Annotated in this window: 10 protein-coding genes and 1 riboswitch; of the genes, 9 read left to right on the top strand and 1 reads right to left on the bottom strand. The window is 62.9% G+C overall.

What is annotated here, in order from left to right:
- Positions 1 to 364 precede the first annotated feature (364 nt).
- Complete coding sequence (locus tag BPHY_RS14890) at positions 365 to 2,137, top strand: OmpA family protein (protein ID WP_012402274.1); 1,773 nt, start codon at positions 365 to 367, stop codon at positions 2,135 to 2,137.
- A gap of 64 nt (positions 2,138 to 2,201) precedes the next feature.
- On the opposite strand, the gene BPHY_RS14885 is transcribed toward BPHY_RS14890, so the two are convergent.
- On the bottom strand, positions 2,202 to 3,161 hold the full coding sequence (locus BPHY_RS14885) for a LysR family transcriptional regulator (RefSeq protein WP_012402273.1): 960 nt from the start codon (positions 3,159 to 3,161) through the stop codon (positions 2,202 to 2,204).
- A gap of 113 nt (positions 3,162 to 3,274) precedes the next feature.
- Between BPHY_RS14885 and BPHY_RS14880 the strand changes: the two genes are divergently transcribed.
- The 8 genes from BPHY_RS14880 to BPHY_RS14845 all read left to right on the top strand — a co-directional run bounded on the left by BPHY_RS14880 (position 3,275) and on the right by BPHY_RS14845 (position 12,106).
- Positions 3,275 to 3,766, top strand: coding sequence for a CidA/LrgA family protein (locus tag BPHY_RS14880; protein ID WP_012402272.1), 492 nt, complete (start codon positions 3,275 to 3,277; stop codon positions 3,764 to 3,766).
- 23 nt (positions 3,767 to 3,789) lie between these two features.
- The gene (locus BPHY_RS14875) at positions 3,790 to 4,512 is read left to right on the top strand and encodes an LrgB family protein (RefSeq protein ID WP_012402271.1); all 723 of its coding nucleotides are present in this window, start codon (positions 3,790 to 3,792) and stop codon (positions 4,510 to 4,512) included.
- 121 nt (positions 4,513 to 4,633) lie between these two features.
- Positions 4,634 to 5,449: a glycosyltransferase family 2 protein gene (locus BPHY_RS14870; RefSeq protein ID WP_012402270.1), complete on the top strand. Its 816-nt coding sequence runs from the start codon at positions 4,634 to 4,636 to the stop codon at positions 5,447 to 5,449.
- Positions 5,450 to 5,500: 51 nt separating this feature from the next.
- Positions 5,501 to 5,615, top strand: a riboswitch (S-adenosyl-L-homocysteine riboswitch).
- Between the two features lie 31 nt (positions 5,616 to 5,646).
- Positions 5,647 to 7,068 (top strand): adenosylhomocysteinase, encoded by a 1,422-nt coding sequence (gene ahcY, locus BPHY_RS14865; protein WP_012402269.1) that lies wholly within the window; start codon positions 5,647 to 5,649, stop codon positions 7,066 to 7,068.
- Between the two features lie 160 nt (positions 7,069 to 7,228).
- A complete protein-coding gene (locus BPHY_RS14860; protein ID WP_041764072.1) occupies positions 7,229 to 7,582 on the top strand; it encodes a phage holin family protein in 354 nt (117 codons plus the stop codon).
- Between the two features lie 18 nt (positions 7,583 to 7,600).
- The gene (gene metF / locus BPHY_RS14855; protein WP_012402267.1) at positions 7,601 to 8,431 is read left to right on the top strand and encodes a methylenetetrahydrofolate reductase [NAD(P)H]; all 831 of its coding nucleotides are present in this window, start codon (positions 7,601 to 7,603) and stop codon (positions 8,429 to 8,431) included.
- A 214-nt stretch (positions 8,432 to 8,645) separates the two neighbouring features.
- Positions 8,646 to 10,289 carry an ABC transporter substrate-binding protein gene (locus tag BPHY_RS14850; RefSeq protein WP_012402266.1) on the top strand — a complete coding sequence of 548 codons (1,644 nt, stop codon included), beginning with the start codon at positions 8,646 to 8,648 and terminating at the stop codon, positions 10,287 to 10,289.
- A 185-nt stretch (positions 10,290 to 10,474) separates the two neighbouring features.
- Positions 10,475 to 12,106, top strand: a complete 1,632-nt coding sequence (locus tag BPHY_RS14845) for an ABC transporter substrate-binding protein (RefSeq protein ID WP_012402265.1) — start codon at positions 10,475 to 10,477, stop codon at positions 12,104 to 12,106.
- Positions 12,107 to 12,182 lie beyond the last annotated feature (76 nt).

Below are 12,182 nucleotides of genomic sequence, written 5' to 3'. Positions count from 1 at the left end.
TAGCCCAGACGGCGACTTTCATCATAGGGGCGCAGCCCGCGTTCCGTTTAGAGGTATCGCTCTGACGCCGACGCCGCGAGATCGCTCCGCGCTCCCTACAATGCGCAGGCAGCGCACGTAGACAAGTGTGCACGAGACACGTCTCGCCAGCAACGCGCGACGCGCCGGGCTGACACCCATGCTGTGGCCGGTGGCGACGTCGCGTCCGCGGCCCGTTGTGCCTCAGAACGACAGGCGAGATAAGAGGATTCCTATAAAGGTCAAAAATCGTTCATCGCTTCATTTCTGAGATCTTCACGCTCCTATAATCGCGCCCCAACGAAGGGCGCGTGGGCGCGCGTTCGAAATTCAGGGAAACGAATCGATGAGTGTCGATGTGATTCAGTTGGTCCGGGCTGCGTTGCCGGAGGCGGTGGTTCGTCAGCTATCGAACTGTCTCGGTCTGCCGTCGGAAGCGACGGCGAAAGTGATGGACGTGACCACGCCGGCGCTCGTCGCCGGTCTGCTGCACAAGTGCGCGACGCTCGATGGCGCGCGCACGTTGTTCGCGAGCGTCCTCGGGCAGGAAGTCAACGCGGATATCGCCGAACAGCTGCCGCGCATTTTCGCGAGCACCACGGGTGTCACGCAGTTGTCGTCGACGGGACGCCATCTGCTTGAACATCTGTTCGAGCGTCGCATCGACGGCCTGAGCGACACCGTGTCGATGCAAACGGGCGTGCCCGCGCACGCGACACACGCCGTCACGGGCATCGCGGGCGGCATCCTGATGGGCGTGCTCAAGCGCTACCTTCTCGATCATCAGGGCAATATCGGCCAGTTGCCGACCTTGCTCGGCCAGCAGTTACCGCATATCGCGCCGTTTCTGAACGACGGCCTCACGACGGTGCTCGGTCTGGGCGCCGCAGCCGCTTTCGCCCAGACGATCGGTTCGCCGGTTCGCGCCGTGTCGTCGCATTTCGATCATCCGGCGGCGGAGCCCGCATCCGGGCGCGGCCCCGTCGAGCCGACGTTGTCCGCGAAAGCGCCGGCTGTCGCGCAGCCCGCGCGCGAGGCGCGCGAAGTACGGCACGCCGGGCTCAAGGCGCAGCAGTGGCTTGGCGTAGCGGCATTGTCCGCGCTGATCGGCGCATTGGCAGCGATGCTGACGTGGATCGCACTTGCGTACTGTCCGTCGGCGACGGATTTCCTCGGCCGTCACGCAGTCGCGGCCGGTTCTGCCGTTGCAGACGCACCGGGCATGACGCAAGCCGCTGCCGAGCCGACGCCGTCGCAGACGGCACGCGCCGATGCCGCCAGCGTCTCAGGCAAAGTGGAGACGGACGCAGCACCAACACTGGCGAAGGATTCGACATTCATCGTTTCCGTCGATAAGAGCGGCAAGCCGACGATCACCGCGACCGTCCGGAACGTCGCGGAAAGAGCGGAACTGCTGAACGCGCTGACGCGGAAATTCGGAGCCGGCAACTTCAACGCCGACATCACCATCGACGAAAGCCGCAACGCCGCCGACTGGCTCCCGCACCTCGACGCGCTGATGCCGCTGCTGGCGACGCCGGGCGCCGAGATGAAGATCGACGGCACCAGGGTCGAGCTGAGCGGAGCGGCCGCCGATGCCAAAGCGGGCTGGCTCGACCGGCTGCAGTCGCTGTTCGGTGCGCCGTATCAAGTGCGCGTGTTCGATCCCGCTCAAGCCGTCGCGGACGCCGCGCAGTCGTTCAGGAACGCAGCCAGGTCGCTGCTCGCGCCGGGCGCATCGTGTGCGACGACGGATCTCCTGAAGACGCTGAACCTTCAGGTGGTCAATTTCGCGTCGAGCGATGCGCACGTGCCGCAGTCGGCATTCGACGATCTGGGCCAGTCCGCCAAACTGCTTCAGGCGTGCGCGAAGAGCGGTCACGCGCTGAAGCTGGAAGTGGCTGGCTATTCGGATAACGTCGGCAGCGAGTCTGCGAATCGGGAGTTGTCGAAAGAGCGCGCCGACGCGGTGCGTGCGTTCCTCGTGAAAGCCGGCGTGCCCGCCGATGCGCTCATCGCGCGCGGCTACGGCAACGTGCGCGCCGTGGCGAGCAATGCGACGGAGAGCGGGCGTTTCGCGAATCGGCGGATCGAATTCACCGACGCGCAAGCGCAGTAAGCGTCGTCCGCCGGCCAACCAACGCCGGACAGCATGCCGCCCGGTGCAGACCGTGCGGCATTTTCTATTTCAGCGACGGCGTCGCTCGATCGGGCGACGCTGCGGGCAGATCGAACGTGGGCGGATGTGTGAAGTTGTCGGTGCTCAAACCCGGCAGCGTCTCGCGCGCGACCTCGAGCCACGCGCGCGCCGCATGCGACAGATAGCCGTTGCGCCGCCAGCCGATCGCCATTTCCCATGGAATTTCCGGCGCGACGACGGGCCGGCACGTGAACTGCGCGGCATCGAGCCGCCGGCAATACGGCGCGGGCAACAGCGCAATGCCGACGCCCGCCAGCACCAGTGCCGCCATGAAATCCCAGTGTCCGCTGCGCCCGACGATGGTCGGCGCAAAGCCCGCCGCGCGGCATGCCGCCAGCACGACATCGTTCAGCGCGAGGCTTTCGCCGTAGAACACGAACGGTTCCTGCGCGAGACCGGCGAGCGGCACTTCCTGCAGCGCATCCCAGCGCGAGCCGTGACGCGCGACGAGCCAAAGCACCTGGCGGGTCATCGGCAGCACGTCAACCAGTTCGTCGACGGGCTGAAGGACGCCGCCGAGCTCCAGCTCGCCAGAAATCAATGCGGCCTCGATGGCCTTCGAACCCTGCTCGAACAGCTTCAGCTCCACTTTCGGATAACGCTGCCGGAACGCGGCGATGGCAGGCGTGAAGAGCGAGCCGCCCATTGGCGGAATGCCGATCGTCAGTTCGCCGCGCCCTAGCTTGTCGAGATCGTTCAGTTCCGCCTGCAACTGTGCGTAGGCGGCGAGCACATCCTGTCCGCGCTGATAGACGATGCGGCCGGCGTCCGTCAGCACCATCTGGCGACCGTCGCGCAACAGCAGCGGCGAGCCGATTTCGTCCTCCAGCGACTTCACCATCTTGCTGATGGTCGGCTGTGTGACGAACATCTGCTCGGCCGCGACGGTGAAGCTCTGCTGCCGTACAACCTCGACGAAATAGCGAAGCGCGCGCAGTTCCATGTTTATGCCCTCGAAATTCCAAATTGGAATGAAGCGGATAATTCTAAGTCATTATATTTATGGTGCAGTGCACCCTATACTGAATCTCATCCGAAAGTCACCTGGGGTTTGCCATGATTTCGCCGTTGATCGCCCGGTTTGCCGCCTCCATCCGCCTCGATGCGACCTCACGCGTCACGAAGGTCGGCCGGATTGCCGTGCAGAGCGCGGCCATTGCCGGGGTCTGGTTCGCCGCCGATTTCATCGTCCGCCGATTCGGTCTGCCCGTGCCGGGCGGCGTGGTGGGCCTGATCGCGCTGCTGGCGTTGCTGTTCTGCGGCGGAATTGCGCCGCGCTGGGTGAAGGCGGGCGCCGACTGGCTGCTGTCGGACATGCTGTTGTTCTTCATTCCGGCTGCCGTCGCGGCCGTGCAATACGGCGGTCTGTTCCGGGAAGACGGCTGGCGCCTCGCGCTGGTCGTGGTCGCGGGCACGCTGATGGTGATGGTAGCCGTCGCATTTGCCGTCGAGCAGGCCGCGCGCCTTGAGCGCCGCCTCGCACTGCGTCGCGTGATGGTTCAGCGTGCGCACGTCGAGCGCCGCGCCGCCGGCCGTCACTTCCTGTAATCCGCTTCCGAACCGTTCCGCCCATGAGCGCCTTCTACTCGTCCCTTTTCGCCGACGACGCTTCCGGGCTCATCGCCGCTGGCTGCTTCGTGCTGACGGTGGCGCTCTATTTCGCGTCGAAGGCGCTGTACGCGCGCTTCCGCTCGCCGTGGCTCACGCCGCTGCTGGCCGTACCCGCGGTGCTGGCCGCGATCGTCGTCGTCGCGCGGATTCCGTACGCCGTCTACTTTCAGGACACGCGCTGGCTGATGTGGCTGCTCGGCCCGGCGACCGTCGCGTTCGCGGTGCCAATCTATGAATACCGCGAGCTGCTGAAGCGCCACTGGATTTCGCTCACGGTCGGCGTGACGGTCGGCATCGTCGTCGCGGTGGGCGGATCGCTCGCGCTATCGAAGCTGTTGCACCTGTCGCCGGAACTGCAGCGCAGCCTGATGACCCGCTCGGTGTCGACGCCGTTCGCGCTCGCCGTATCCGACAAGATTCACGCGCCGAAGGATCTGACCGCGTTGTTCGTGATCGCGACGGGCGTGTGCGGCATGCTGTTCGGTGAACTTGTGCTGGCGCTCGTGCCGCTGCGTACGCGGCTCGCCCGTGGCGCGCTGTTCGGCGCGGCGGCGCATGGCGTCGGCACCGCGAAGGCGCGGGAACTGGGCCGCGAAGAGGGCGTGGTCGCGAGTCTGACGATGATGATCGCAGGCGTCGTGATGGTGTTGCTCGCGCCGCTGTTCAGCATGCTGCCGCTCTGATCCAGCGCGCCTGATTGCGCCGTGTTTTGACTCGGCGCTGCACCGGGACTATTTTGGGATGAATGCCGTCGCGTGCGTCTTATGATCACCGACGTTACTCACTCCGAGGCCGGTTCAGGCGATGCATCCCGTCTCCGTCATCATTCCCTGCTACAACGCCGAACGCACGCTGGCACGCACGCTGGAGAGCTGCGTTGCACAACAGGAAGCGGCGCAGATCATCGTGGTCGATGACGGCTCGCAGGACGCTTCACGCGACATCGCCGCGCAATTCGCGCACCGCTTTTCGCAAATCCAGTCGCTGCACATGCCGTATAACGGCGGCGCGTCGCGCGCGCGGAACTGGGGCGCGATGCACGCGCGGCATCCGCTGCTCGCCTTCATCGACGCGGACGATGAATATCTGCCCGGCGCCCTCGCTGCTGCCGCCGCCTTCCTGCACGAGCATCCGCGGCAGCCGTCGATCCGCATCGACGTCGAGTATTGCGGCTTTCCCGCCGACATCACGTCCCATCCGCAGTTCAAGGAACACGCGGCGACGCTCAGCAACACGGTGCCGAGCAGCCTCGTGATCCGGCGCTCGCTCTACGCGGCGTTTGGCGGCTTTCCGCTCGATGACGTGTTCCGGCGCCACGGCGGCGAAGACGGCGCGTTCTCGCTCGCGCTGCTGAATATCTTCGGCAATCCGCGGCTCGACGACTGCAAGCGCGTGCGCATGCACTATCACCCGAACATCCACGCCGAGCGGTATTTCCGCATTTCGATGGGCATGCTCGACGCGTCGGCTGAACTCGTCGATTCCACGCGCGAAGCGTCGTGGCGCTTCGTGCGTCACGCCTACGACGCCGTCAGGGAATTGCGCGACGCCGAACTCGCGCCATATCTGAGCGCGCAACCGCAACCCGCAATGGCATCCGCGCCGACTCAATCGGCATAGGCCGGAATCGCGGCACCCGTTCGCCATCTCGTTTTGCTACAATCGCCGTTCGTCTTCGAGGAGCGTTGCGACGGGTTCGGCCCGCCAGGCTCGAAGGCTTTCAATCGGAAGGATTGGACGCGCGCCGCGCTAACAACCCAACCGCATCGAACGGCGCTCACGTCACATTTCTAGTCTTTTTTAGAAAGGAGGGCGTGATGAACGCCGCAGTTATCGATTCCAAACATTCCCAGGATTTCATCGTTGCCGACCTGTCGCTTGCCGATTGGGGCCGCAAGGAACTCGACATCGCCGAAACGGAAATGCCCGGCCTCGTGCAAATCCGTGAAGAGTACAAGGCGCAGCAGCCGCTGAAGGGCGCGCGCGTTGCCGGCTCGCTGCACATGACGATCCAGACGGGCGTGCTGATCGAGACGCTGAAGGCGCTGGGCGCCGACGTGCGCTGGGCATCGTGCAACATCTTCTCGACGCAGGACCACGCCGCGGCTGCCATCGCGAAGGGCGGCACGCCCGTATTCGCGTTCAAGGGCGAATCGCTCGACGAATACTGGGAGTTCTCGCACCGCATCTTCGAATGGCCAAACGGCGAATTCGCGAACATGATCCTCGACGACGGCGGCGACGCAACGCTGCTGCTGATCCTCGGCTCGAAGGCAGAGAAGGATCGCTCGGTAATCTCGAAGCCGACCAACGAAGAAGAAGTCGCGCTGTACAAGTCGATCGCCCGTCATCTGGACGCGGATCCCGTGTGGTACTCCACGCGTCTCGCGCACATCAAGGGCGTCACGGAAGAAACGACGACGGGCGTGCATCGCCTGTATCAGATGGAGAAGGAAGGCCGTCTGCCGTTCCCGGCAATCAACGTGAACGACTCGGTCACGAAGTCGAAGTTCGACAACCTGTATGGCTGCCGCGAATCGCTGGTCGACGGCATCAAGCGCGCGACGGACGTAATGATTGCCGGCAAGATCGCGGTCGTCGCGGGTTATGGCGACGTGGGCAAGGGATGCGCGCAATCGCTGCGCGGTCTGGGCGCGACCGTGTGGGTCACGGAAATCGACCCGATCTGCGCGCTGCAAGCCGCGATGGAAGGCTACCGCGTCGTGACGATGGAATACGCTGCCGACAAGGCCGACATCTTCGTGACGGCAACGGGCAACTACCACGTGATCGGCCACGATCACATGAAGGCGATGCGTCACAACGCGATCGTCTGCAACATCGGTCACTTCGACTCGGAAATCGACGTTGCTTCGACGCGCCAGTACACGTGGGAAAACATCAAGCCGCAAGTCGACCACATCATCTTCCCGGACGGCAAGCGCGTGATCCTTCTGGCCGAAGGCCGCCTCGTGAACCTGGGCTGCGCGACGGGCCACCCGTCGTTCGTGATGTCGAACTCGTTCACGAACCAGACGCTCGCGCAGATCGAGTTGTTCGTCGAAGGCAGCAAGTACGAGAACAAGGTTTATGTTCTGCCGAAGCAGCTCGACGAGAAAGTCGCGCGCCTGCACCTCGCGCGCATCGGCGCGAACCTGACGGAGTTGACGTCGGAACAGGCGGGCTACATCGGCGTCGACAAGAACGGTCCGTTCAAGCCGAACCACTACCGTTACTAAACCGCAAACAGGCGGCATGAAGGGTGCGGGCGCATGCCACGGCGTGCCCCGCACCGGATGAAGCACGCAGCCGATGCGACGCATTGCATCGGGTGACGCTTCACGCGTGCCCTTCGAGTTCAATCCGGACTTCACGCTTACAGGCGATCAGGAGCTGTTCATGACCATATTGCTGACCTGGGTGATCAACGCGCTCGCGTTGCTGATCATCACGTACATCGTGCCGTCGATTCACATTCGCAGTTTCGGCACTGCGCTGATCGTCGCGCTGGTGCTCGGGCTCATCAATGCCGTCTTGCGGCCGGTGCTGATCCTGCTGACGTTGCCCGTCACGATACTCACGCTCGGGCTCTTCATTCTGGTAGTGAACGCGCTGTGCTTCTGGCTGTGCGCGTCGCTGCTGAAGGGCTTCGAAGTGTCGGGTTTCTGGTCGGCGTTCTTCGGCTCGATCCTGTACAGCATCGTTTCGTGGCTGTTGTCCGCGCTCATCTTCGGCAACCGCAGCATCGGCTGACGGGTTGCCCACAGGATCATGAACCCCATCGAACTCTCATTCGAATTCTTCCCGCCGAAGACGCAGGAGGGGCTCGAGAAGCTGCGTGCGACGCGCGCGCAGCTTCTGCCGCTCAAGCCCAAGTTCGTGTCCGTCACGTTCGGCGCCGGCGGTTCGACGCAGCAGGGCACGCTCGATACCGTGCTCGACATGGCGAAAGACGGCCTCGAAGCCGCGCCGCATCTGTCGTGCATCGGCTCGTCGAAGGAAAGCCTGCGAGCGATTCTCAACGAATACCGCTCGCATGGCATTCGTCACATCGTCGCGCTGCGCGGCGATCTGCCGTCGGGCATGGGCGAGGTCGGCGAACTGCGCTATGCGTCGGAACTGGTGAGCTTCATTCGCGCCGAATTCGGCGACTGGTTCTGCATCGAAGTTGCGGCATATCCCGAGTACCATCCGCAGTCCCGTTCGCCGAAGCACGATCTCGAGAATTTCGCGCGCAAGGTGAAGGCGGGCGCCAATTCGGCGATCACGCAATACTTCTTCAATGCGGATGCCTATTTCCGCTTCGTCGAGGATGCGCAAAAACTGGGCGTCGATGTGCCCATCGTGCCGGGCATCATGCCGATCACGAACTTCTCACAGCTGATGCGCTTCTCCGAAATGTGCGGCGCGGAAGTGCCGCGCTGGGTTGCACGCCGGCTCGAAAGCTTCGGCGACGATCGGGAATCGATTCGTGCTTTCGGGCTCGACGTGGTGACGAATCTTTGCCGCCGTCTGGTCGATGCAAAAGTACCTGGCCTGCATTTCTATACGCTCAACGGTGCGGCCGCATCGAAAGCGATTTGCGAGCGGCTCGGCGTCTGACGTTTCTGGCCGACGTGAGAAGCGGTGTACGCGCCAGGCGTGCGCCGCTTTTTTATTGTGCGTTTCATTGTCCGCATGGCGGTCGTTGCAGACGCACTCGCCGCTTGCATGTCATGGCGCTGTCATGCAAGCGGGGTGAAAACCCATATTGAATCCGAATATTGGCTGACTATGATCCAAAGGCACTCGACCCAGCTGCCTCGCGGAGAACAACATGCCAATGTCATCGACGCTGTCTGCAGTCCGCCAGTCCTGTTTGCCCGTCCTGTCCGCCGTCGCCATCGTGGCGGCGTGCATCGCGCCCAGTCTGAGCGCCGCGGCGTCGCTGCCCGACAAGACGGTCGTCTTCTGCTCCGAAGGCAGCCCCGCCGGCTTCGACACCGCGCAATACACGACCAGCGTCGAGTTCAGCGCAGGCTCGTACACCGTCTATAACCGGCTCGTCGAATTCGGTCACGGCAGCACGGACATCGAGCCGGGACTCGCCGAGAAGTGGGAAGTCTCGAGCGACGGCCTGCAATACACATTTCACCTGCGTCACGGCGTGAAGTTCCATACGACGTCGTTCTTCAAGCCGACGCGCGACTTCAACGCGGACGATGTCGTGTTCACCTACACGCGCATGCTCGATCCGGAGCACCCGTTCCGCAAGGCGTACAACGTGCCGTTCCCGTACTTCAACGATCTCGGTCTGGCCAAGAACGTCAGCAAGGTCGAGGCGCTTGATCCGTACACCGTGCGCTTCACGCTGAAGGAAGTGGACGCGCCGTTCCTGCAGCAGATCGCGATGCCTTTCGCATCGATCCTCTCGGCCGAATATGGCGACCAGCTGCTGAAAGCGGGCAAGGCCGCCGACATTAACCAGTTTCCCGTCGGCACCGGGCCGTTCATCTTCCGCAGCTATACGAAGGACGCGACCATCCGCTTCGATGGCAACCCGGACTACTGGAAACCCGGCGTCGTGAAGGTGAGCAAGCTGATCTTCGCGATTACCGTCGATCCGTCCGTGCGTCTGCAGAAGCTCAAGCGCAACGAATGCCAGGTGATGAGCTATCCGAAGCCCGCCGACATTCCGCAAATCCAGTCGGATACGTCGCTTGCACTGCCGCATCAGGTGGGCTTCAATCTGGGCTTCATCGCGTACAACACGAGCAAGAAGCCGCTCGACAACGTGCTCGTGCGCCGCGCGCTCGACATGTCCGTCAACAAGAAAGCGATCATCGACTCGGTGTATCAGGGCGCGGGCCAGGCGGCGACCAACCCGATGCCCCCCACGCAATGGGGCTATGACAAGAGCCTGAAAGACGCGCCTTACGACGTCGACAAGGCGAAGGCGCTGCTCAAGGAAGCAGGCTACCCCGACGGCTTCGACCTGACGTTGTGGGCGATGCCCGTTTCGCGGCCGTACAACCCGAACGCGCGTCTGATGGCCGAAATGCTGCAGGCGGACTGGGCGAAGATCGGCGTAAAGACGAAGATCGTGACGTACGAGTGGGGCGAGTACATCCGCCGCGCGCACAGCGGCGAGCACGAAGCGATGCTGATCGGGTGGACGGGCGACTACGGCGACCCGGACAACTGGCTCGGCGTGCTGCTCGGCTGCGACGCGGTCAACGGCAGCAATTTCTCCAAGTGGTGCTACAAGCCGTTCGACGACCTCATCAAGCAGGCTCGCAGCACCACCGACATGGCCGTGCGCACCAAGGACTACACCGAGGCGCAGAAGATCTTCAAACAGGAAGTACCTTTCACCCCGATTGCACATTCGACGGTTTACCAGCCGCTTTCGAAGGCCATCACGGGGTTCAAGATCGATCCGTTCGGCCCGACCCAGTTCTGGAACGTCGGCTTGAAGTAGTCAACTCGCTGCTTCTGGTCCCAAATCCGTTCAAATTCGAGACAGCTGCCGCGCTTGGCGCGGCAGCGTTGTATCCGGCGGGTTCGTTCACTTAACAAAGTTAATTTCCTCCAATTGCGGCCCCTGGCAAAGCTCAGTAATATCGCGCTACGCTGGTTTTTGCCGGCGCCGATCCTGGAGGAAACATGAAGCAAAACAAACTGTTGCGCGCGGCACGGCTCACGATGCTGGTCGCGACGGCAGCGGCATCGATGGCGGGGGCCCAACTGGCGAACGCCGCCGATATCCCGAACAAAACCCTCGTTTACTGCTCGGAAGGCAGTCCGGCGGGCTTTGATCCGGCGCAGTACACCACGGGCGTGGATTTCACGGCCAATACGTTCACGGTTTATAACCGCCTCGTCGAATTCGAACGCGGCGGCACGAAGGTCGAGCCGGGCCTCGCAGAGAAGTGGGATGTCTCGCCGGACGGCAAGACGTACACGTTCCATCTGCGCCACGGCGTCAAATTCCACACGACGTCCTGGTTCAAGCCGACTCGCGAATTCAATGCGGACGACGTCGTGTTCACGTTCGAGCGCATGCTGGATCCGAACCAGCCGTTCCGCAAGGCGTATCCGGTGCAGTTCCCGTACTTCACCGACATGGGCCTCGACAAGCTGATCGACAAGGTCGAAAAAGTCGACCCCTACACGGTCAAGTTCACGCTGAAGGAAGTCAACGCGCCGTTCATCCAGAACCTGGCAATGGAATATGCGTCGGTCCTGTCGGCTGAATATGCAGACTCGCTGATGAAGGACGGCAAGGCCGCCGACATCAACCAGAAACCGGTCGGCACGGGCCCGTTCATCTTCCGCAGCTACACGAAGGACGCAACGATCCGTTTCGACGGCAACCCGGATTACTGGAAGCCGAACACGGTCAAGCTTTCCAAGCTGATCTTCTCAATCACGCCTGATCCGGGCGTGCGCGTGCAGAAATTGAAGCGCGACGAATGTCAGGTGATGAGCTATCCGCGTCCCGCCGACATCGCGCCGCTCAAGGCCGATTCGAACATCGACATGCCGTCGCAGCCGGGCTTCAACCTGGGCTATCTGTCGTACAACGTCCAGCACAAGCCCGTCGACAAGCTCGAAGTGCGCGAGGCGCTCGACATGGCGATCAACAAGAAGGCGATCATCGACTCCGTGTATCAAGGCGCAGGCCAGGCCGCGACGAATCCGATGCCGCCGACGCAATGGTCGTATGACAAGAATCTGAAGATGGCATCGTACGATCCGGAAAAGGCCAAGGCGCTGCTCGCGAAGGCCGGCTTCCCGAACGGTTTCGACATCACGCTGTGGGCGATGCCCGTGCAGCGCGCGTACAACCCGAACGGCCGTCTGATGGCGGAAATGATCCAGGCCGACTGGGCCAAGATCGGCGTGAAGGCGAAGATCGTCACGTACGAATGGGGTGAGTACATCAAGCGCGCGCACGCGGGCGAAGACGACACGATGCTGATCGGCTGGACGGGCGACAACGGCGACCCCGACAACTGGCTCGGCACGCTGCTCGGTTGCGACGCGGTGAACGGCAACAACTTCTCGAAGTGGTGCTACAAGCCGTTCGACGATCTGGTGAAGAAGGGCCGCGAAACCACGGCTCAGGCAGATCGCACGAAGGCCTACACGCAAGCCCAGCAGATCTTCGCGCAGCAGCTGCCGTTCTCGCCGATCGCGCACTCGACGGTGTATCAGCCGGTGAGCAAGAAGGTCGTCGATATGCGCATCGAGCCGCTGGGCTACGCGCGCTTCGACGGCGTGAGCATGAAGTAAATCTCGCGATGCGGCGGCTTTCGTTGCCCGCCGCGTCCCAGACGCAGTACGCTTTTCGTTCGGTTAGAAGACTGGT

Source organism: Paraburkholderia phymatum STM815, from assembly GCF_000020045.1.
In the GTDB taxonomy this organism is placed as follows: Bacteria; Pseudomonadota; Gammaproteobacteria; order Burkholderiales; family Burkholderiaceae; genus Paraburkholderia; species Paraburkholderia phymatum.
Note: the sequence above shows the minus strand (reverse complement) of the source record. Positions and strands in the feature narration are given on the sequence as shown.

Bases quoted from the DNA above. Each gene is read 5' to 3' on its own strand.
- BPHY_RS14860 (WP_041764072.1), top strand. From the start codon at position 7,229: ATGACCATATTGCTGACCTGGGTGATCAACGCGCTCGCGTTGCTGATC.
- metF (WP_012402267.1), top strand. From the start codon at position 7,601: ATGAACCCCATCGAACTCTCATTCGAATTCTTCCCGCCGAAGACGCAG.
- BPHY_RS14850 (WP_012402266.1), top strand. From the start codon at position 8,646: ATGCCAATGTCATCGACGCTGTCTGCAGTCCGCCAGTCCTGTTTGCCC.
- ahcY (WP_012402269.1), top strand. From the start codon at position 5,647: ATGAACGCCGCAGTTATCGATTCCAAACATTCCCAGGATTTCATCGTT.
- BPHY_RS14875 (WP_012402271.1), top strand. From the start codon at position 3,790: ATGAGCGCCTTCTACTCGTCCCTTTTCGCCGACGACGCTTCCGGGCTC.
- BPHY_RS14880 (WP_012402272.1), top strand. From the start codon at position 3,275: ATGATTTCGCCGTTGATCGCCCGGTTTGCCGCCTCCATCCGCCTCGAT.
- BPHY_RS14885 (WP_012402273.1), bottom strand. From the start codon at position 3,161: ATGGAACTGCGCGCGCTTCGCTATTTCGTCGAGGTTGTACGGCAGCAG.
- BPHY_RS14890 (WP_012402274.1), top strand. From the start codon at position 365: ATGAGTGTCGATGTGATTCAGTTGGTCCGGGCTGCGTTGCCGGAGGCG.
- BPHY_RS14845 (WP_012402265.1), top strand. From the start codon at position 10,475: ATGAAGCAAAACAAACTGTTGCGCGCGGCACGGCTCACGATGCTGGTC.
- BPHY_RS14870 (WP_012402270.1), top strand. From the start codon at position 4,634: ATGCATCCCGTCTCCGTCATCATTCCCTGCTACAACGCCGAACGCACG.